The sequence below is a fragment of the Pseudomonas gingeri genome, from assembly GCF_013386115.1.
GTDB lineage: Bacteria > Pseudomonadota > Gammaproteobacteria > Pseudomonadales > Pseudomonadaceae > Aquipseudomonas > Aquipseudomonas gingeri.
This window is the reverse complement of the sequence record NZ_JACAOR010000005.1, coordinates 330,972-351,545: the sequence shown is the minus strand read 5'-3', so window position 1 is coordinate 351,545 and position 20,574 is coordinate 330,972. Positions and strand designations below refer to the sequence as shown.

Sequence of the window (20,574 nt, the reverse complement as noted above, 5' to 3'; positions counted from 1 at the left end):
CTGAGCCTGCATCATAGCTCAACCGGGTTGTACGATCACAGTTGACTATGCGCTGACCGGTTCCTGGGGCACCAGGTGTCCGCGTTCTATGCGCAGATGCCGGGTATGGAATTTGTTCAGGCTGCTGCGATGGCCGACGCTGACGATCCCGATGCCCGGGACCTGCCTGATCAGGGCCTCGTAGAGGTCCGCTTCGTCTTCCTCGTCCATGGCCGAGGTCGCTTCATCCATGAACAACCATTGCGGCGCGTACAACAGGGCACGGGCGAAGGCCAGGCGCTGCTGCTCCCCCGGAGACAACATGCGCTGCCAGTGATTGCTCTCGTCCAGCCGCGGGATCAGGTGTTGCAGGCGGCAGGTCTCCAGCACATGGGCATAGCGCTCTTGCGCATAGGTGTCGCCCGCCTGTGGATAACTCAGCGCCTCACGCAGGCTGCCGATGGGCAGGTAGGGTTTCTGCGGCAAGAACAGGTAGCGCCGCGCGGGTAGGCGAATGCTCCCGTGGCCGTCGAGCCAGAGATTGCCCATGGCGCGAAACAGGGTACTTTTACCGCTGCCGGAGCGACCGGCCAGCATCACGCGCTCGCCCGCCGCGACGGTCATCTCGGCACCGCTCAGGAGATGGCGGTCATTGTTCAGGTCCAGGTTGAGATTCTGTACCTTCAGCTCGTCGCCCACGCTTTGAACATCGATGGTGCGGACATGATCCTCGTTGTCGCTCATGGCCTGGCGGAAGCTCAACAGACGATCGCAAGTCGCGCGCCACGCCGCCAGATCCGAATAGGCGGTGATGAACCAGCTGAAGTTCTCCTGCACATTGCCAAAGGCAGAGTTGATCTGCATCAGCTCGCCCAACTGGATCTTGCCGGCGAAGTAGCGCGGGGCGGCCACGATAAAGGGAAAGATAATGGCGATCTGGCCATAGCCCGCGGTGAAAAACGTCAGCCGCTTGGAAACCCGCATGATGTCCCAGAAGTTGTGCCAGACCTTGCCGAAACGGGCGCTCAAGCGTTGATTCTCGTTCGGCTCGCCATTGAACAAGGCAATGCTTTCGGCGTTCTCGCGAACCCGGATCATGGAGAAACGCAGATCGGCTTCGAAACGTTGTTGCTGGTTGTTCAGGCCGATCAGGCGATGCCCGATCAGATGGGTCAACCAGCTGCCCACCGCGGCATAGAGCAAGGCACACCAGAACATGTAGCCGGGAATGGTGATGCCAAAGACTTCGATACTGCCTGAGACGCCCCACAGGATGATCGAGAACGAAACCAGGCTGACCACGGTACGGATCAGGCCCAGTCCCAGGCTCAAGGTGTTGGAGGTGAAGGTATTGAGGTCTTCGGAAATCCGCTGGTCAGGGTTGTCGGTGTAGCCGCCCTGCTCCAGCTGGTAGTAGTTCTTGTGGCCGAGCCAGCGCTTGAAATGTTGTTCGGTCAGCCAGTTACGCCAACGGATCGTCAGCATCTGGGTCAGGTACAGCCGGTAGACCGCGCCGAGAATCGCCACGGCGGCAATGCCACCGAAGTACAGGATCAGCCGCCAGAAGGCAGTCTCGTCCTTCTGCTGCAAGGCGTCGTAGAAGTCCTTGTACCAGCTGTTGATCCAGACCGAAATCGCCACGCTGAACAGCGAAAGGCCGATCACCGCCAGCAACAAAAGCCAGGCCTTGCCCTTCTCTTCACTGCGCCAGTAAGGCGTCGTCATTTGCCAGACCCGGCGGAAAAACTGTCCCTGCACGGCATCGTTGACCGCGGAATACTCGGCGTTCTTCTCAGTCATTCTTCAGGCTCGGTTAGCGTAAGAAAATTCACCAACCGATCATAGATGATTCGCACGCGCGAAAGCGCAGCCTGAGAAGGATTCGTTCAGCGCCGGTTCAGCGCCGCACCGGCCGCTTCTGCAATTTGCGCTGCAAGGTGCGTCGATGCATGCCCAGGGCGCGGGCCGTGGCGGAGATATTGCCCTCGTGCTCGGTCAGCACCCGCTGGATATGCTCCCACTGCAGGCGATCCACCGACATCGGGTTCTCCGGCACCAGGGTATCGAGGTCGGCGTGCTCGGAGAGCAAGGCGGCCAGCACATCGTCGGCGTCCGCCGGCTTGCACAGATAGTTGCAGGCGCCACGCTTGATCGCCTCCACCGCCGTGGCGATGCTGGAGTAGCCCGTGAGGATCAGCACGCGCATCTCCGGATCGAGCTCCAGCAGCTTGGGCAGCAGCACCAGGCCGGAATCGCCGTCCATCTTCAGGTCCAGCGCGGCGTAGTCCGGCAGGTCCTGCTGGGCCAGGATCAGGCCCTCTTCGGCGGAACCGGCGGTGCTGACGCGAAAACCGCGCCGGCTCATGGCCCGCGCCATCACGCGGGTAAAGGTGGCGTCGTCGTCCACCAGCAACAGATGCGGCAGTTCTTCGCCTTCGACCTGGATCTCGTCATTCATGCTTCGTCTCCTCGGGCGACACGGGGCAGGCGCAGCTCGGTGAGCGTGCCACCTTCCTCATGACTGTAGAGTTTCACCGAGCCGCCGGCGCGTGTCACGCTGGCCTTGCTCAAGAACAGGCCCAGGCCGAAACCTTTGCCCTTGGTGGTAAAAAAGGGTTTGCCGATCTGCTCGGCGATGGCCAGCGGTACACCGGCACCGTGGTCGCGGATACTGATGGTGAGGTTTTCCTCATCCCAATCGAGCCTTACTTCCAGGCCCTCCGGGCAGGCATCGGCAGCGTTGTTCAGCAGGTTGAGCAAGGCCTGGGTCAGGTCCGGCGGCGGCGCCAGGCGCGGTACTTCGCCCTGCCCCAGGCGCTGGAAGCGATAACTGGCCTCGGGACGCATCAGGTGCCAGCGGTTCAGCGCTTCGTCGAGCCAGAGGGTGACGTCCTGCATCTCCACCGCCAGCCGGCGATTGGCCTCGGCCGCCCGCACCAGTTGCTGCAGGGTTTCCTTGCACAGCTTGACCTGGTCCTGGAGCACGCTCAGGTCGTCCTGGAGCAAGGGGTCCGGATGGTCCTGGCGCATTTCCTTGAGCAGCACGCTCATGGTCGCCAGGGGCGTGCCCAGCTCGTGGGCGGCACCGGCGGCCTGGGTCGCCACGGCCAGCAGTTGCTGGTCGCGCAGGCCTTCTTCACGCCGCAGCGCGCGCAACTCTTCCTGGCGGCGCAGTTCCTCGGCCATCTTCGCGGCGAAGAAGGTGATGACTGCGGCGGCCAGGGCAAAGCTCAGCCACATGCCATAGATCTGCAACTTTTCCCGGGAGATCGGGAAGGTTTCCAGCGGGTAGAACTGCACCAGCAGCAAGGTGTACAGGACCAGCGCCACACCGGAGAGGACCACCGAAAAACGCCAGGGCAAGGTCACCGCGGCAATGGTCAGCGGCACCAGGTAGTAGGAAACGAACGGGTTGGTCGAGCCACCGGAGAAATACAGCAGGGCGCTGTGGATAAACAGATCGCAGGCCAGCTGTACCGCGTATTCGAGCTCGGTGACCGGCCAGGTGGTCCGTAGCCGCACCACCGTGAAGGCGCAGAGCACCATGGAGCAGCCCAGCGTGACCCACAGTTGCAGCCAGGGCAGCGGCAGCAGTTCGAACCAGTAGGCGATACCGACCGAACCGGCTTGGGCGGCCAGCACCAGGATACGGATAAAGGTCAGGCGCCACAGGTTCTGGCGAGTCGCGGACAACAATTGAAAGGGGGCGAGCATGAGCTCTCCTGATGAGCGCTCCAGGCGGATCGCCACGAGTATAACCAAGCTGGACGCCCGACAGGCAGAACTGCGGCAAACAGCCACAGTTCGTGACAGATGTATAGAAGTTGTAACTGGGTGAACTGCCCGATAACAGCTAGAGTCTGATGGTTTCACGCGGTATCGCCCGACGATAAGCGCGTCCCGTATCCCAAGGAGTTTTTATGCAACGGTTCACTCGCAGCGCCACCCTGCTCGCCCTCAGCATCGCCACCCTGGCCAGCCTGCCGGCAATGGCTGCCGACGAGCTTCATTACAACCGGATTTCCCTGCGCGCCGAAGTCAGCCAGGAAGTGGCGCGGGATCTGATGATCGTCACCCTCTATACCGAGGCGCAGAACAGCGATCCGGCCAAGCTGGCCGCCGAGATCACCACCACCATGAACAAGGCCCTCGGCGAGGCCCGTGAAGTGAAGGCCGTGACCCTGCGCCAGGGCAGCCGCAACAGCTATCCGATCTACGACAACAAGACCCAGAAGATCACCGGCTGGCGTGAGCGCGCCGAGCTGCGCCTGGAAAGCGGCGACTTTGCCGCCCTCTCCAAGCTGACCGGCGACCTGATGCAGACGCTGAAAATGGAAGGCATGGACTTCTCCATCTCCACGGCGACCCGCAAGGCCAGCGAAGATGCCTTGCTCAAGGAGGCGGTGAACGCCTTCAAGGCCCGCGCCCAGCTGGCCACCGACGCCCTCGGCGGCAAGGGCTACAAGATCATCAACCTGAACCTCAACGGCAACGGTTATCCACAGCCTTACGCCCGTGGCGCGATGATGATGAAGGCCGCGGCCATGGACTCCGCCCCGACACCGGAAGTGGAAGCCGGCACCAGCCAGGTCAGCATGAACGCCGACGGTGAGATCGAAGTCCTGCAATAAAGGCCCGGACCAGAGCTTTCTAAGCAGGCCGGAACGGCGGTAACCTCGGTGACCGCCGTTTTTTTTGCTGCCGAAAAAGCACTCTCAGGGGATTCCATGGAAAGAACCGTGTTCAAACCGCTGCTCCTTGCCGCCAGCCTGCTGGCCTGTGCACCGCTGGCCCAGGCCGCGAGTACCCTGGTCTACTGCTCCGAAGCCAGCCCGGCCGGCTTCGACCCGAGCCAATACACCAGCGGCACCGATTTCGACGCGTCGGCCGAAACCGTGTTCAACCGCCTGACCCAGTTCAAGCGCGGCGGCACCGAGGTCGAACCCGGCCTGGCGACGAGTTGGGAAGTCTCCGCCGATGGCCTCGTCTACACCTTCCACCTGCGTCCCGGCGTGAAATTCCACACCACCGACTATTTCACCCCGAGCCGCGACTTCAACGCCGACGATGTGCTGTTCACCTTCAACCGGCTGCTCGACCCGAACCAGCCGTTCCGCAAGGCTTACCCCTCGGAATCGCCGTACTTCACCGACATGGGCCTCAATACCACCATCAGGAACGTCGAGAAGCTCGACGAACACACGGTGCGTTTCAACCTGAACACGGTGGATGCGGCCTTTATCCAGAACCTGGCCATGAGCTTCGCTTCCATCCAGTCCGCCGAGTACGCCGACAAGCTGCTCAAGGAAGGCAAGGCCGAGGAACTCAACCAGAAGCCGGTGGGAACCGGGCCCTTCGTGTTCAAGCGCTACCAGAAGGACTCGCAGATCCGCTACGCGGCCAACAAGGCGTACTGGAAACCCGAGGACGTGAAGCTCGACAACCTGGTCTTCGCCATCACCCCGGATGCCGCCGCGCGCCTGCAGAAGCTCAAGGCCGGCGAATGCCAGGTCAGTGGCTACCCGCGTCCGGCGGACATCGAGATCATGAAGCAGGACCCTAACCTGCGGGTGCTCCAGCAGGCCGGCTTCAACCTCGGCTTCCTGGCCTACAACGTGACCCACAAGCCGCTGGACCAACTCAAGGTACGCCAGGCGCTGGACATGGCCATCGACAAGCCGGCGATCATCAAGGCGGTCTACCAGGGCGCCGGACAGCTTGCGCAAAACGCCCTGCCGCCGGCGCAATGGTCGTTCGACCCGAACATCAAGGACGCGCCCTACGATCCGACCAAAGCCAAGGCGCTACTGAAGGAGGCCGGGGTCGCTCCCGGTACCAGCATCGACCTGTGGGCCATGACCGTGCAGCGCGCCTCGAACCCCAATGCGCGGATGTCGGCGCAGATGATCCAGCAGGACTGGGCCAAGGTCGGCATCAAGGCCAATATCGTCAGCTACGAATGGGGCGAGTACATCAAGCGCGCCAAGAATGGCGAACATGACGCCATGATCTATGGCTGGACCGGGGACAATGGCGATCCGGACAACTGGCTGGGCGTGCTGTACAGCTGCGGCGCGGTAAAAGGCAGCAACTACGCCAAGTGGTGCGATCCGGATTATGACCGGCTGGTGCAGAAGGCCAAGCTCGCGAGCAACCGCGACGAGCGGGTAAAACTCTATCAACAGGCGCAGAAAATCCTCAAGGAACAGGTACCCATCACCCCTATCGCGAACTCCACGGTATTCCAGCCGCTGCGCAAGGAAGTCCGTGACTTCAAGATCAGTCCTTTCGGCCTGACGCCCTTCTACGGCGTGAGTCTCGATAAGTAACACGCACGCCCCAACCGGGTGCGCCAGACGCCCCGGTTGCCTGCTTGCAGTGCGCTGTATGCACCGGAAAAACCGGGCGCAAACGGTTAAATGCGTCAGAATTTACACAATTGCGACATTCGTGTACGTTCGTGCCACAGTTTAAGGCTTGCGGCGCCTCTGCATCTTGCATTGGGTATGGGGCCTGCATAAGTATCCGCAGGTCGACTCACGAGGTCGTCCTCACAACCAAAAATGACAACAAATCATGAGGCCACCATGCTTAAAAAAGCAGTCATTCCGTTTTTAGTTGGCGCAGGCCTCCTGGCATCTGCACCGTTCGCCCTCGCAGCGACAAACCTGGTGTATTGCTCCGAAGGGAGCCCGGCCGGTTTCGACCCAGGCCAATACACCGCCGGAACCGACTTCGACGCCTCCGCGGAAACCGTCTTCAACCGTCTCAGCCAGTTTGAACGCGGCGGCACCGCCGTGATTCCTGGCCTGGCGACCAGCTGGGATATTTCGCCGGACGGCCTGACCTACACCTTCCATCTGCGCGATGGGGTGAAGTTCCACACCACCGACTACTTCAAGCCGACCCGCAACTTCAACGCCGACGACGTGCTGTTCACCTTCAACCGCATGCTCGACAAGGACATGCCGTTCCGCAAGGCGTACCCGACCGAATTCCCGTACTTCACCGACATGGGCATGGACAGCAACATCACCAAGGTGGAGAAGGTCGACGAGCATACCGTCAAGTTCACCCTGAAGACCGTTGACGCCGCGTTCATCCAGAACCTGGCAATGAGCTTCGCCTCGATCCAGTCCGCCGAGTACGCCGACAAGCTGCTCAAGGAAGGCAAGGCCAGCGACATCAACCAGAAGCCGATCGGCACCGGCCCGTTCGTGTTCAAGAGCTACCAGAAAGACTCCAACATCCGCTACACCGGGAACAAGGACTACTGGAAGCCTGAAGACGTCAAGATCGACAACCTGATCTTCGCCATCACCACCGACGCCTCGGTGCGGATGCAGAAGCTGAAGAAAAACGAATGCCAGGTCAGCGTCTACCCGCGTCCGGCCGACCTTGCACCGCTCAAGGCCGACCCGAAACTGCAGATGCCGAGCCAGGCCGGTTTCAACCTGGGCTACATCGCCTATAACGTCATGCCGGTGCTCAAGGGCGAAACCGCCGCCAACCCGCTGGCCGACCTGCGCGTTCGCCAGGCGCTGGACATGGCCGTGAACAAGCCGCAGATCATCGAATCGGTGTACCAGGGCGCCGGCCAGCTGGCCGTCAATGCCATGCCGCCGACCCAGTGGTCCTATGACACCACCATCAAGGATGCCAAGTACGACCCTGAGAAAGCCAAACAGCTGCTCAAGGAAGCCGGCATCAAGGAAGGTACGGAAATCAAGCTGTGGGCCATGCCTGTCCAGCGTCCGTACAACCCCAACGCCAAGCTGATGGCCGAAATGCTCCAGTCCGACTGGAAGAACATCGGCCTGAACGTGAAGATCGTCAGCTACGAGTGGGGTGAATACCTCAAGCGTGCCAAGGGTGGCGAGCAACAAGCCATGATCATTGGCTGGAGCGGTGACAACGGTGACCCGGACAACTGGCTGAACGTACTGTTCGGTTGTGATGCCCTCAACGGCAACAACTTCTCGAAGTACTGCACACCGAAGTACGACGCCCTGATGAAAGAAGCCAAGTCGACTGCCGACCAGGCCAAGCGCACCGAGCTGTACAAGCAGGCCCAGCACATCCTCAAGGATGACGTCCCCTATACACCTATCGCGCACTCGACGGTGTACCAACCCATGAGCGCCACCGTGAAGGACTTCAAGATCAGCCCGTTCGGCTTGAACTCCTTCTACGGCGTCAGCGTCAGCAAGTAAGGTTTCGCAAGGGCGGCGTCGCAGGACGTCGCCCTTGCGCTACCCCGCCAGAATTGCAGGAATTGCCCATTACCTGACCGCTCCCGGTTCCAGCAGAACGAGTCAGAAGCGCAGTTTTTTCCTACAACTCTCTAAGGCTCTACGCATTTACGGCAAGGACTTGGCGTCATAACGTCGAGACATCGCTGATAGGCGTTTGAGCGGCATTGCTGTACCTACTGACTCAGTCGGTGATGTTTCCATGTTTCAGCACATGGCAATTGCTCATCGATGACAATAAAAATGGATTGGGATCGTCATGCGCCATACCTTCGTTTTATCCGCTTTTATCAGCACGGCCCTGCTGGCCGGTGCCTCTTTTGCCCAGGCTGCCGGTAGCCTGGTGTTCTGCTCCGAGGGCAGCCCGGCCGGGTTCGACACCGCGCAGTACACCGCCGCCACCGACAACGACGCCGCCGAGCCGATCTACAACCGGCTGGTGGAGTTCGTCCGGGGCGAGACCACCGTCGCACCGGCGCTGGCCAAGAGCTGGGATATCTCGCCGGATGGCCTGGTGTATACCTTCCACCTGCGTGAAGGGGTGAAGTTCCACACCACCAAATACTTCACGCCGAGTCGCGATTTCAACGCCGACGATGTGCTGTTCACCTTCAATCGCATGCTCGATCCCGAGCAGCCGTTTCGCAAGGCGTATCCCACGGAGTTCCCCTACTTCAACGGGATGAGCCTGAACAAGAATATCGCCAAGGTCGAAAAGACCGGGCCGCTGACCGTGGTCATGACCCTCAACAGCGTCGACGCCGCGTTCATCCAGAATATCGCCATGAGCTTCGCCGCCATCCTGTCCGCCGAGTATGCCGACCAGTTGCTCAAGGAAGGCAGGCCCAGCGACATCAACCAGAAACCGATCGGCACTGGCCCCTACGTGCTCCAGCGTTACCAGAAAGATACGCAGATCCGTTATGCCGCCAACAAGCACTACTGGGACCCGGGCAAGGTCAAGCTCGACCAGTTGATCTTCGCGATCAACACCGACGCCTCGGTACGGGTGCAGAAGCTCAAGCGCAATGAATGCCAGGTCACCCTGCACCCACGCCCCGCCGATGTCGATGCGCTCAAGAGCGACCCGAAGCTGCAGGTGATCGAAAAGCCCGGTTTCAACCTCGGCTACATCGCCTACAACGTGCGCCACAAGCCTTTCGACCAACTGCAGGTGCGCCAGGCCCTGGACATGGCGGTGAACAAGTCGAGCATCCTCAATGCGGTCTACCAGGGCGCCGGCCAACTGGCGGTCAACGCCATGCCACCGACCCAGTGGTCCTACGACGAGACCATCAGGGACACCGCCTACAATCCGGAAAAGGCCAGGGAATTGCTCAAGGCCGCCGGAGTCAGGGAAGGCACCGAGATCACCCTCTGGGCCATGCCCGTCCAGCGCCCTTACAACCCCAACGCCAAGCTGATGGCCGAAATGCTCCAGGCCGACTGGGCGAAGATCGGCCTCAAGGTGAAGATCGTCAGCTACGAATGGGGCGAGTACCTCAAGCGCACCAAGAACGGCGAGCATGACGTCAGCCTGATTGGCTGGACCGGCGACAACGGCGATCCGGACAACTGGCTCGGCACCCTCTACAGTTGCGACGCCATCGGCGGCAACAACTACTCCATGTGGTGCGACCCACAGTACGACAAGCTGATCAAGCAGGCCAAGGTCGTCACCGATCGCGACGAGCGGACAGTGCTCTACAAACAGGCCCAGCAGTTGCTCAAGCAACAGGTGCCCATTACCCCTATCGCCCATTCGACGGTCAACCAGCCGTTGAGCGCCAAAGTCCAGGACTTCAAAGTCAGCCCGTTTGGCCGCAATTCGTTCTCGGGCGTCAGTATCGAACAATAAAACCGTGACCCGCGCGTTGGGGACGAATTTCGTCCTCACGCAATCTTGCAGCCGAAATTCGGCGAACCACTGCCAAGCAAACGTTTGCGAAACAAAAAAACAGAGTTCACCACAATAGCCGGATCACCCAAAAAGACCGGCATTTCAAAAAGAAAGAAAAAGGAGCGGTACGTTGAAACTCTCTCAAAAAGCGTTGTTAGCCTTAGCAATCAGTAGCACCACCCTGATGGCCCATGCGGAATCCCAGAGCCAGGATTTCATTCCGACCGGCATCAATACCGGCAATGCCCAGAGTGAAGCCAAGGGCTTTATCGATGGCCAGAGCCTGAGCGGCACCACCCGCAACTGGTACGCCAACGAACTGAAGCGCCGTGATGACCGCTTCTCCTACAAAAAAGGCGGCACCACCCCGACGCCGACCCCGCGCCGCATCAACTGGGCCCAGGGCACCATCCTCAACTACAGCTCGGGTTTCACCCAGGGCACCGTGGGTTTCAAGACCGAAGTGGCGGCCTACAACGCCATCGCCCTGGACCGTGACCGCAAGGACATGGCCGGCGGCTCCAACCGTACCCTGACCCACAGCGACGGCGATGCCGTCGGCCAGTGGAGCAAGCTGGGCCTGGCCAACGTCCAGGCCCGCGTCTCCAACACCACCCTGACCGCCGGTCGCCAGAACTTCAGCACGCCGATCGTCGATAACATCGGCAACCGTGCCCTGCCTTCCAGCTTCGAAGGTGTGAGCATCCACAGTGAAGAACTGAGCAACATGGCCTTCGACCTGGGCACCTTCGACCGTGTCTCGCCACGGACCGAGCAGAGCCTGTCGAAATTCCGCAGCGAATACGGCAACGGCCAGGAAACCGACCACGTCAACACCGCCGGCATGACCTACCAGCCGTTCAAGAGCCTGAAGACCAGCCTCTACGCCGCCAAGGTCGAAGACTTCTGGAACCAGTACTACGCGGGCTTCACCCATGACCTGGGCGACACTTCGGTACTGGGCCTGACCACCGGCTTCAACTACTACAAGACCGTCGACACCGGCAAAAAGAAGATGGGCGAAATCGACAACGACACCTACTCGCTGTCCCTCGGCCTGACTCACCAGGCTCACAGCCTGACCTTCTCCTACCAGCAGGTGAACGGTAACGAGTACTTCGACTACCTGCACGAAACCAACGGCATCTACCTGGCCAACTCCCTGCTCTCGGACTTCAACGGACCGAACGAGAAGTCCTTCCAGATCGCCTATGGCATCAACATGGCCGAATACGGCGTGCCGGGCCTCAAGTTCAACGTCTACAGCTCCCGCGGCTGGGGCATCGACGGCACCCACTACACCGGCACCGCCTATGGCGAGGCTGGCGTAAAACGCAGCGACCTGCGCCTGATGGACGGCGAGAAGCACCAGGAATACGGCATCGGCGCGTCCTACGCGGTGCAAAGTGGTCCGCTGAAGGCCACCGCCATCCGTGCGACCTACACCACTCACCGCGCCAGCGCACAACAGGCTGACGGCAACCTCAACGAGTTCCGCCTGGTCACCACCATTCCATTCAAGATTCTTTAAGACGTAACGATGCCAGGGTCGATTCGACGAATCGGCCCTGGCGACTAATCTGGCTCATTTGATTACGGAGGGTTTATATGAAGATGCTTCCCTTGCGAGCGGCTATCGCAGCCACCTTGCTGACTGCTGCCATCGGCGTTTCGGCAAAACCCTTGGTGGTCTGCACCGAAGCCAGTCCGGAAGGTTTCGATCCGGTTCTGTACACCACCGCCGTCACTTCCGACGCAGCGGCTGAAACCCTGTTCAACCGCCTGGTGGACTTCAAGCCGGGCACGGCCGAGATCCAGCCGGCCCTGGCCGAAAGCTGGGAGATCAGTCCCGACGGCCTGCAGTACACGTTCCACCTGCGCAAAGGCGTCAAGTTCCACAGCACCGATTACTTCAAACCGACCCGTGAGCTGAATGCCGACGACGTGCTCTGGAGCTTCCAGCGCCAGCTGGACCCGAATCACCCCTGGCACAAGCAATCCACCGTCGGCTTCCCGTATTTTGAAAGCATGGACTTCCAGAACCTGCTCAAGAGCGTCGAAAAAGTCGACGATCTGACCGTGCGGTTCACCCTGTCCCGGCCCGAAGCACCGTTCCTGCTCGACCTGGGCATGGCGTTCACCTCGATCCACTCCGCCGAATACGCCAACCAGTTGCTCAAGGCCGGCAAGATGGATGACCTCAACGCCAAGCCGATCGGCACCGGCCCGTTCATCTTCCAGCGCTATGCCAAGGATGCGCAGGTCCGCTACAAGGCCAACCCGGACTACTTCCGTGGCAAGCCACCGGCCGAAGCGCTGATATTCGCCATCACCCCGGACAACAACACCCGCCTGCAGAAGCTCAAGGCCAACGAGTGCCAGGTGGCGCTGTATCCGAAACCGGATGACGTCCCGAGCATCCAGGCCGACCCGAACCTGCAGGTCGTCAGCATGGCGGCCATGTCCACCGGCTACACCGCCATCAATACCGAGCACAAATACCTGAGCGATGTGCGAGTGCGCCAGGCCATCGAACTGGCCCTGGACAAACAGACCTACGTCGACACCCTGTACGGCAAGGGCAACGCCATCGCGGCGGTCAACCCCTACCCGCCGACCCTGCTGGGCTACAACGACAAGCTGAAGAACCCCGCGCAGAACCTGGACAAGGCCCGCGCCCTGCTCAAGGAAGCCGGCGTGCCCGAAGGCACGGTCTTCACCCTGTACACTCGCAACGGCGGTGGCCCGACCAACCCGAACCCGCAACTGGGCGCACAGTTGATCCAGTCGGACCTGGCCAAGGTCGGCATCAAGATCGATATCCGCGTCATGGAGTGGGCCGAGATGCTCAAGCGGGCGAAAAAAGGCGAACATGACCTGGTTTCGGCCGGCTGGAGTGGCGACAACGGCGACCCGGATAACTTCCTGACCCCGCTAATGAGTTGCGAAGCCGCCAAAAACGGCGAAAACTACAGCCGCTGGTGCAACCAGCAGTTCCAGACGCTGATCGAGCAGGCCCGTGCCAAGACTGATCCTGCCGAGCGCGCCGCACTCTATGAGAAAGCCCTGGAAATCCTGCACGACCAAGTGGTGTGGGTCGAACAGGCTCATCCCAAGATGTTTACCGCCATGCGCAAGAACGTAGAGGGTTATCACATTAACCCGCTGTCCACCAATAACTTCGCCACGACCCAGGTGAAGTAGAAAAATACGCCGGTCGCCGCCCGCACCCCGGGCAGCGACCGGCACGCCTAACCGGCTGATGAGGTACACAACAAGATGTTTAGTTTTATTGCCCGCCGACTGGGGTTGCTGATCCCCACGTTTTTCGGCATCACACTGTTGACCTTCGCGTTGATTCGCATGATCCCTGGCGACCCCGTGGAAGTCATGATGGGCGAGCGCCGGGTCGACCCGGAAATGCATGCCCAGGCGATGGAACGCCTCGGTCTGAACAAGCCGCTTTACGCGCAATACATCGACTACGTGGGCAAACTCGCCCATGGCGACCTCGGTGAATCCCTGCGCACACGCACCAGCGTGTGGACCGAATTCACCGCCCTCTTCCCGGCGACCCTGGAACTGTCCATGGCCGCCCTGCTGTTCGCCGGCGTCTTCGGCCTGCTGGCCGGCGTGATCGCGGCCCTCAAACGAGGATCGCTGTTCGACCATGGGGTCATGGGTGTCTCCCTGGCGGGGTACTCGATGCCGATCTTCTGGTGGGGCCTGATCCTGATCATGTTCTTCTCCGTCAGCCTGGGCTGGACCCCGGTTTCCGGACGCATCGACCTGCTCTACGACATCGAGCCGAAAACCGGCTTCATGCTGATCGACACCCTGCTCAGCGACCAGCCGGACGCGTTCTGGGATGCGTTGCACCACATGATCCTGCCGTCCATCGTGCTGGGCACCATCCCGCTGGCGGTGATCGCCCGGATGACCCGCTCCTCGATGCTCGAAGTCCTGCGCGAAGACTATATCCGTACCGCCCGCGCCAAGGGCCTGTCACCGACCCGCGTGGTCTTCGTGCACGGCCTGCGCAACGCACTGATCCCGGTGCTGACGGTCATGGGCCTGCAGGTCGGCACGCTGCTGGCCGGCGCGGTCCTCACCGAGACCATTTTCTCCTGGCCCGGCATCGGCAAATGGCTGATCGAAGCCATCGGCGCCCGGGACTATCCGGTGGTGCAGAACGGCATCCTGTTGATTGCCTGCATCGTGATCCTGGTCAACTTCGTGGTGGATATCCTCTACGGCTTTGCCAACCCACGTATCCGTCACCAGCGCTGAGATCCTATACATGAGCACTCCAACTTCCTCTGTAGCAGTCGATCAAAGCCTGCTGTATCCATCGCCGTACAAAGAATTCTGGCAGGCCTTCGCCAAGAACAAGGGCGCCGTCGCCGGCCTGCTGTTCATGCTGCTGGTGATCTTCTGCGCGATTTTCGCCCCGTGGGTTTCGCCGCACGATCCGAGCGAACAGTTCCGTGACTTCCTGCTCACCCCGCCGTCCTGGCTTGAAGGCGGCCAGACCCAGTTCCTGCTGGGCACCGATGAGCTGGGCCGCGACCTGCTGTCGCGACTGATCCAGGGCTCGCGCCTGTCGCTGCTGATCGGCCTGTCCTCGGTGGTGATGTCGCTGATTCCCGGAATCCTGATGGGCCTGCTGGCCGGCTTCTTCCCGCGGATCCTCGGGCCGACCATCATGCGTCTGATGGACATCATGCTCGCCCTGCCTTCGCTGCTGCTGGCCGTGGCGATCGTCGCCATCCTCGGCCCTGGCCTGATCAACACCGTGATCGCCATCGCCATCGTCTCGCTGCCGTCCTATGTGCGCCTGACCCGCGCCGCGGTCATGGGCGAACTGAACCGCGACTACGTGACTGCCGCCCGCCTCGCCGGTGCCGGCCTGCCACGCCTGATGTTCATTACCGTGCTGCCCAACTGCATGGCACCGCTGATTGTCCAGGCCACCCTGAGCTTCTCCTCGGCGATCCTCGATGCCGCCGCCCTGGGCTTCCTCGGCCTCGGCGTCCAGCCGCCAACCCCCGAGTGGGGCACCATGCTGGCCTCGGCCCGTGACTACATCGAACGCGCCTGGTGGGTCGTCAGCCTGCCCGGCCTGACCATTTTGCTCAGCGTGCTGGCAATCAACCTGATGGGCGACGGCCTGCGCGATGCGCTGGACCCGAAACTCAAGAATGCCGCCTGAGGAGATTCCCATGTCACTGCTAGAAATCAAGAATCTCAATGTCCGCTTCGGCGACAAGACCGCCGTCCCGGTGGTCGACGGCCTCGACTTGGCCGTGGACAAGGGCGAAGTCCTGGCCATCGTTGGCGAGTCGGGTTCGGGTAAATCCGTGACCATGATGGCGCTGATGGGCCTGATCGAGCATCCCGGCATCGTCACCGCCGACGCCCTGCGCTTCGACGGCAAGGACATGCTCAAGCTCAACGCCCGCCAGCGCCGGCAGATCGTCGGCAAGGACCTGGCGATGGTGTTCCAGGACCCGATGACCGCGCTGAACCCCAGCTACACCGTGGGTTTCCAGATCGAGGAAGTCCTGCGCCTGCACCTGAAGATGTCCGGCAAACAAGCCCGCAAGCGTGCCATCGAGCTGCTGGAAAAGGTCGAGATCCCGGGCGCGGCCAGTCGGATGGATGCCTATCCGCACCAACTGTCCGGCGGCATGAGCCAGCGCGTGGCAATTGCTATGGCGATTGCCGGCGAGCCGAAACTGCTGATCGCCGATGAGCCGACCACCGCCCTGGACGTGACCATCCAGGCGCAGATCATGGAGTTGCTGCTCAACCTGCAACAAGAGCAGAACATGGGCCTGGTGCTGATCACCCACGACCTCGCGGTCGTCGCCGAAACCGCCCAGCGGGTCTGCGTGATGTACGCCGGCCAGGCCGTGGAAGTCGGCCAGGTCCCGGGCCTGTTCGAGGTCCCGGCGCACCCCTACAGCGAAGCGCTGCTCAAGGCGATTCCGGAACACAGCCTGGGCGCCGCGCGCCTGTCGACCCTGCCGGGCATCGTTCCCGGCCGCTATGACCGCCCGCAGGGTTGCCTGCTGTCGCCGCGCTGCCCGTACGTGCAAGAGAGCTGCCGCCAGCAGCGTCCGGGCCTGGACCCGAAAACCAATAGTCTCGCCCGTTGCTTCTACCCGCTGAACCAGGAGGTGGCGTAATGGCCGTCGTTCTCACCGCCCGCGACCTCACCCGTCACTACGAAGTCTCCCGCGGCCTGTTCAAGGGCCATGCGCTGGTGCGCGCCCTCAACGGCGTGTCGTTCGAACTGGAAGCCGGCAAGACCCTGGCCGTGGTGGGCGAATCCGGGTGTGGCAAGTCCACCCTGGCCCGTGCCCTGACCCTGATCGAGGAGCCGTCTTCCGGCTCGCTGAAGATTGCCGGCCAGGAAGTCAACGGCGCCAACAAGGCCGAGCGCAAGCAACTGCGCAAAGACGTGCAGATGGTGTTCCAGAGCCCCTACGCGTCGCTCAATCCACGGCAGAAGATCGGTGACCAGCTCGGCGAGCCGCTGCTGATCAACACCAACCTGTCGGCTGCCGAGCGCCGCGAGAAAGTGCAGGCGATGATGCGCCAGGTCGGCTTGCGCCCTGAGCATTACCAGCGTTACCCGCACATGTTCTCCGGCGGCCAGCGCCAGCGGATCGCCCTGGCCCGGGCGATGATGCTGCAGCCCAAGGTATTGGTGGCGGACGAGCCGACCTCGGCCCTCGACGTCTCGATCCAGGCCCAGGTACTGAACCTGTTCATGGACCTGCAGCAGGAGTTCAACACCGCCTACGTGTTCATCTCCCACAACCTGGCGGTCGTGCGCCATGTGGCGGACCAGGTGCTGGTGATGTACCTCGGCCGGCCCGCGGAAATGGGCCCGAAAGAGGACATCTACACCCGTCCCCTGCACCCGTACACCCAGGCACTGCTGTCAGCGACCCCGACCATTCACCCGGACCCGCTGAAGCCGAAGATCAAGATCGTCGGCGAGCTGCCCAACCCGCTGAACCCGCCAAGCGGCTGCGCGTTCCACAAGCGCTGCCCGTACGCGACCGAGCGTTGCAGCACGGAACTGCCGGAGTTGCGCCAGGTCGATACCCGCCAGGTTGCCTGCCACTACGCCGAACAGTTCCTCTGACCGGCAACAAAAAAGCGCCCTCCTGAAGAAGCGAGGGCGCTGGAAACCCAGCCCTTTCTGTCAGGTTGCGCATCGACCCGGCAGAAGGGGCTTTTTCATTTCTGGTCCTGAACGATCAAGTATCGTTGTCACCATCTTCATCGTCGTCGCTGTCAGGCGCGGGTGTGGTGGAGTCATCGTCGCCCTTGCTGCCACCCTGATTCTCGTCACCGGGTTCGGCATCAGACTTGGCGACCATCAAACCACTGCCCTGGACACTGTTCGCTCCCCACAAGCCATGGGCCTGGGGCGGGCTCGTGCTGGCCCAGGCTGCCGTCGTGCCAAGTGACAGCATCACCAGCACCTTGAGCAGCAACACAATGCGTTGAAAGATTTTCATCGTCGATCCAGTCCTTCTGTAGGTAAGTCGCGAGTGCCTGAGCGCCGGCTCGCAGAACCTGCGCCAGCTTTGTCTGAACCTAGCCCCGTCGACGAATTTTTTCCATGCTGGCTACATGAAACTTTCCGGCGCCTCTTAGAACGATTCCGACTATTGAGCAGAACTGAAAAACCTATGGCACGTTTCAACCGCCCATAAAAAACCCCGCTGCCGAGCAGCGGGGTTTTCGGTGGAGCCCGTTGTTCGTCCGTGACGAATCAGTGGTGCTCACGGGTGGCGCGGAATTTCACATCCGGCCAGCGCTCTTCCATCAGCGCCAGGTTGACCCGGGTCGGCGCCAGGTAAGTCAGGTGACCGCCACCGTCCAGTGCCAGGTTTTCCACGGCCTTGACGCGGAATTCCTCCAGCTTCTTCTTGTCGCCGCACTCGATCCAGCGCGCGGACCAGACGGTGATCGGCTCGTAGGAACATTCGACCTTGTATTCCTCTTTCAGGCGGCTGGCGACCACATCGAACTGCAGCACACCGACGGCGCCGAGGATGATGTCGTTGCTGCGCTCCGGGAAGAACACCTGGGTCGCGCCCTCTTCCGCCAACTGCTGCAGGCCCTGGCGCAGTTGCTTGGACTTGAGCGGATCGCGCAGGCGTACGCGGCGGAACAGTTCCGGGGCGAAGTGCGGGATACCGGTGAAACCCAGGGCCTCGCCCTCGGTGAAGGTGTCACCGATCTGGATGGTGCCGTGGTTGTGCAGGCCGATGATGTCGCCGGCGTAGGCCTCTTCCAGTTGCTCACGCTCGGAGGAGAAGAAGGTCAGCGCATCGCCGATCCGCACGTCCTTGCCAGTACGTACATGGCGCATTTTCATGCCCTTGTCGTATTTGCCGGAGCAGATGCGCATGAAGGCGATACGGTCGCGGTGCTTGGGGTCCATGTTCGCCTGGATCTTGAACACGAAGCCGGAGAACTTCTCTTCCACCGGCTCGACCGTACGCTCGTTGGCCACCCGGGCCAACGGCTTGGGCGCCCAGTCGACCACGGCGTCGAGCACATGGTCGACACCGAAGTTGCCCAGCGCGGTACCGAAGAACACCGGGGTCAGCTGGCCGTCGAGGAACTCCTGCTGGTTGAATTCGTGGCAGGCGCCCTGCACCAGTTCCAGTTGCTCGATAAACCGCTCGTACTCGTCACCCAGGTGGGCGCGGGCTTCGTCCGAGTCGAGCTTCTCGATGATCTTCACCTCGGTGCGCTCGTGACCATGACCGGCGGTGTAGACAATGATGTAGTCGTCGGCCAGGTGGTAGACGCCCTTGAAGTCGCGGTAGCAGCCGATCGGCCAGGTGATCGGCGCGGCCTTGATCTTCAACACCGCCTCGATTTCGTCGAGCAGTTCGATCGGGTCGCGGATATCGCGGTCGAGCTTGTTGATAAAGCTGACGATCGGCGTGTCACGCAGGCGGCAGACATCCATCAGGGCGATGGTCCGTGGCTCGACGCCCTTGCCGCCGTCGAGCACCATCAACGCCGAGTCCACGGCGGTCAGGGTCCGATAGGTGTCTTCGGAGAAGTCTTCGTGACCCGGGGTGTCGAGCAGGTTGACCATGTGGTCCCGGTAGGGGAACTGCATGACCGAGGTGGTAATGGAGATACCACGCTGCTTCTCCATCTCCATCCAGTCGGAGGTGGCATGGCGATCGGACTTGCGAGATTTCACCGTGCCCGCCACCGCAATCGCCTTGCCCATCAGCAACAGCTTTTCGGTGATGGTGGTCTTACCCGCATCCGGGTGGGAAATAATGGCGAAGGTGCGGCGTTTCGCGACTTCGGCGGCCTGGTTGGTCATGGGAAATCGCCTGACAGGTGATTCAAAAAAGGGCGCAGATTATAGACCAAAGCCGACCCCAGCGGCCACCGCTGCCCTGCCGCCCGGCAGGCCACGAGATGGCCAAATGCAATTAATTGGGGAACCTTTTAAAGCGCACAGGCGTCCATTCCCCTGCCATGACCTTTCGTCAGGTGTAGAAAAATCAGCAAGTTAGCCTGACGAAGGCGGCGCTTATGGCTTTCCCATGTTGTGTTTCCGGCATGGCGACAGCTGCTTTTCGCGAACACTTTTCCAGAAGCCGGGCATGGCCTCGCCTCACGGAAAACTGTCTGCCGACTGAAAAAAAAGGAGTCCATCTGTGGCTAATCGCTATGGCCAAGGGCTTATCGGAGGAGCGGTCGTCATCGTCCTCCTGGCCCTGCTGATCCACTGGATCGGCATCAGCACTATCGAGCACTACCGAGACGACTTGTGGTTCTACCTGCAAGCTCACCTTTACCTGGTACTGGCGTCGATGTTCGCCGCCCTTGTCGTCGGGATTCCCGCCGGCATTTTCCTCAGCCGACCGACCATGGTGGGCCGCGCCGAACGCTTCATGCAGGTGTTCAATATCGGTAACACCGTCCCCCCCCTGGCAGTACTGGCGATTGCCCTGGGGATCCTCGGCATCGGCGCGGGTCCGGCGATCCTGGCGCTGTTCCTCGCGTCCCTGCTGCCCATCGTGCGCAACACCTACGAAGGCCTGAAAAACGTCGAGGGATCCCTCAAGGAAGCCGCCGTCGGCATCGGCATGACCCCGCGCCAGGTGCTCTGGCGGGTCGAGCTGCCCAATGCCGTGCCGATCATCGTCGGTGGTGTGCGGGTGGCCCTGGCGATCAACGTCGGTACCGCGCCGCTGGCTTTCCTGATCGGCGCCAACAGCCTGGGCAGCCTGATTTTCCCCGGCATCGCCCTGAACAATCAGCCGCAATTGATCCTCGGCGCGGCGTGTACCGCCCTGCTGGCGCTGCTGCTCGATGGCCTGGTGACACTGGCCAGCCGCCTCTGGCTGGAACGCGGCCTGCGGCCCGCCTGAGCAAAGG

At 61.5% G+C, this 20,574-nt stretch carries 16 protein-coding genes; 11 read left to right on the top strand and 5 right to left on the bottom strand.

The window, feature by feature from the left end:
- Positions 1-45: 45 nt before the first annotated feature.
- The 3 genes from HX881_RS09580 to HX881_RS09570 form a co-directional block, all read right to left on the bottom strand.
- Positions 46-1,779: an ABC transporter ATP-binding protein/permease gene (locus HX881_RS09580; protein WP_177084120.1), complete on the bottom strand. Its 1,734-nt coding sequence runs from the start codon at positions 1,777-1,779 to the stop codon at positions 46-48.
- 97 nt (positions 1,780-1,876) lie between these two features.
- A complete protein-coding gene (locus HX881_RS09575; protein ID WP_017123544.1) occupies positions 1,877-2,437 on the bottom strand; it encodes a response regulator transcription factor in 561 nt (186 codons plus the stop codon).
- Positions 2,434-3,693 carry an ATP-binding protein gene (locus HX881_RS09570; RefSeq protein WP_017123543.1) on the bottom strand — a complete coding sequence of 420 codons (1,260 nt, stop codon included), beginning with the start codon at positions 3,691-3,693 and terminating at the stop codon, positions 2,434-2,436. Before HX881_RS09570 ends, HX881_RS09575 begins: the two co-directional genes overlap by 4 nt.
- Positions 3,694-3,899: 206 nt before the next feature.
- Between HX881_RS09570 and HX881_RS09565 the strand changes: the two genes are divergently transcribed.
- The 10 genes from HX881_RS09565 to HX881_RS09520 all read left to right on the top strand — a co-directional run bounded on the left by HX881_RS09565 (position 3,900) and on the right by HX881_RS09520 (position 17,290).
- A complete protein-coding gene (locus HX881_RS09565) occupies positions 3,900-4,610 on the top strand; it encodes an SIMPL domain-containing protein (RefSeq protein WP_017123542.1) in 711 nt (236 codons plus the stop codon).
- Between the two features lie 96 nt (positions 4,611-4,706).
- Positions 4,707-6,308, top strand: a complete 1,602-nt coding sequence (locus HX881_RS09560; protein ID WP_103032578.1) for an ABC transporter substrate-binding protein — start codon at positions 4,707-4,709, stop codon at positions 6,306-6,308.
- 258 nt (positions 6,309-6,566) lie between these two features.
- Positions 6,567-8,192, top strand: a complete 1,626-nt coding sequence (locus HX881_RS09555) for an ABC transporter substrate-binding protein (protein ID WP_042934263.1) — start codon at positions 6,567-6,569, stop codon at positions 8,190-8,192.
- 298 nt (positions 8,193-8,490) lie between these two features.
- Positions 8,491-10,089, top strand: a complete 1,599-nt coding sequence (locus HX881_RS09550; protein WP_177084118.1) for an ABC transporter substrate-binding protein — start codon at positions 8,491-8,493, stop codon at positions 10,087-10,089.
- Positions 10,090-10,261: 172 nt separating this feature from the next.
- Positions 10,262-11,662 (top strand): OprD family porin, encoded by a 1,401-nt coding sequence (locus tag HX881_RS09545; protein ID WP_042934261.1) that lies wholly within the window; start codon positions 10,262-10,264, stop codon positions 11,660-11,662.
- Positions 11,663-11,739: 77 nt separating this feature from the next.
- Positions 11,740-13,335: an ABC transporter substrate-binding protein gene (locus tag HX881_RS09540; RefSeq protein WP_017123537.1), complete on the top strand. Its 1,596-nt coding sequence runs from the start codon at positions 11,740-11,742 to the stop codon at positions 13,333-13,335.
- Positions 13,336-13,410: 75 nt separating this feature from the next.
- Positions 13,411-14,421, top strand: coding sequence for an ABC transporter permease subunit (locus tag HX881_RS09535; protein ID WP_017123536.1), 1,011 nt, complete (start codon positions 13,411-13,413; stop codon positions 14,419-14,421).
- A gap of 10 nt (positions 14,422-14,431) precedes the next feature.
- Entirely contained in the window at positions 14,432-15,343 is a 912-nt protein-coding gene (locus HX881_RS09530) for an ABC transporter permease subunit (protein WP_177084116.1), read from the top strand.
- A gap of 10 nt (positions 15,344-15,353) precedes the next feature.
- Positions 15,354-16,322, top strand: a complete 969-nt coding sequence (locus HX881_RS09525) for an ABC transporter ATP-binding protein (RefSeq protein WP_017123534.1) — start codon at positions 15,354-15,356, stop codon at positions 16,320-16,322.
- Complete coding sequence (locus HX881_RS09520) at positions 16,322-17,290, top strand: peptide ABC transporter ATP-binding protein (RefSeq protein ID WP_177084114.1); 969 nt, start codon at positions 16,322-16,324, stop codon at positions 17,288-17,290. Before HX881_RS09525 ends, HX881_RS09520 begins: the two co-directional genes overlap by 1 nt.
- A 115-nt stretch (positions 17,291-17,405) precedes the next feature.
- Here HX881_RS09520 and HX881_RS09515 read toward each other — a convergent pair whose 3' ends face one another.
- Both HX881_RS09515 and HX881_RS09510 read right to left on the bottom strand, forming a co-directional pair.
- Positions 17,406-17,669: a hypothetical protein gene (locus HX881_RS09515; protein ID WP_177084112.1), complete on the bottom strand. Its 264-nt coding sequence runs from the start codon at positions 17,667-17,669 to the stop codon at positions 17,406-17,408.
- Between the two features lie 257 nt (positions 17,670-17,926).
- Complete coding sequence (locus HX881_RS09510; protein ID WP_177084110.1) at positions 17,927-19,510, bottom strand: peptide chain release factor 3; 1,584 nt, start codon at positions 19,508-19,510, stop codon at positions 17,927-17,929.
- Positions 19,511-19,850: 340 nt separating this feature from the next.
- Between HX881_RS09510 and HX881_RS09505 the strand changes: the two genes are divergently transcribed.
- Entirely contained in the window at positions 19,851-20,567 is a 717-nt protein-coding gene (locus HX881_RS09505; protein WP_177084108.1) for an ABC transporter permease subunit, read from the top strand.
- Positions 20,568-20,574: the final 7 nt, after the last annotated feature.

Bases quoted from the DNA above. Each gene is read 5' to 3' on its own strand.
- HX881_RS09540 (WP_017123537.1), top strand. From the start codon at position 11,740: ATGAAGATGCTTCCCTTGCGAGCGGCTATCGCAGCCACCTTGCTGACT.
- HX881_RS09525 (WP_017123534.1), top strand. From the start codon at position 15,354: ATGTCACTGCTAGAAATCAAGAATCTCAATGTCCGCTTCGGCGACAAG.
- HX881_RS09520 (WP_177084114.1), top strand. From the start codon at position 16,322: ATGGCCGTCGTTCTCACCGCCCGCGACCTCACCCGTCACTACGAAGTC.
- HX881_RS09570 (WP_017123543.1), bottom strand. From the start codon at position 3,693: ATGCTCGCCCCCTTTCAATTGTTGTCCGCGACTCGCCAGAACCTGTGG.
- HX881_RS09530 (WP_177084116.1), top strand. From the start codon at position 14,432: ATGAGCACTCCAACTTCCTCTGTAGCAGTCGATCAAAGCCTGCTGTAT.
- HX881_RS09555 (WP_042934263.1), top strand. From the start codon at position 6,567: ATGCTTAAAAAAGCAGTCATTCCGTTTTTAGTTGGCGCAGGCCTCCTG.
- HX881_RS09515 (WP_177084112.1), bottom strand. From the start codon at position 17,669: ATGAAAATCTTTCAACGCATTGTGTTGCTGCTCAAGGTGCTGGTGATG.
- HX881_RS09565 (WP_017123542.1), top strand. From the start codon at position 3,900: ATGCAACGGTTCACTCGCAGCGCCACCCTGCTCGCCCTCAGCATCGCC.
- HX881_RS09510 (WP_177084110.1), bottom strand. From the start codon at position 19,510: ATGACCAACCAGGCCGCCGAAGTCGCGAAACGCCGCACCTTCGCCATT.
- HX881_RS09575 (WP_017123544.1), bottom strand. From the start codon at position 2,437: ATGAATGACGAGATCCAGGTCGAAGGCGAAGAACTGCCGCATCTGTTG.
- HX881_RS09560 (WP_103032578.1), top strand. From the start codon at position 4,707: ATGGAAAGAACCGTGTTCAAACCGCTGCTCCTTGCCGCCAGCCTGCTG.
- HX881_RS09535 (WP_017123536.1), top strand. From the start codon at position 13,411: ATGTTTAGTTTTATTGCCCGCCGACTGGGGTTGCTGATCCCCACGTTT.
- HX881_RS09550 (WP_177084118.1), top strand. From the start codon at position 8,491: ATGCGCCATACCTTCGTTTTATCCGCTTTTATCAGCACGGCCCTGCTG.
- HX881_RS09580 (WP_177084120.1), bottom strand. From the start codon at position 1,779: ATGACTGAGAAGAACGCCGAGTATTCCGCGGTCAACGATGCCGTGCAG.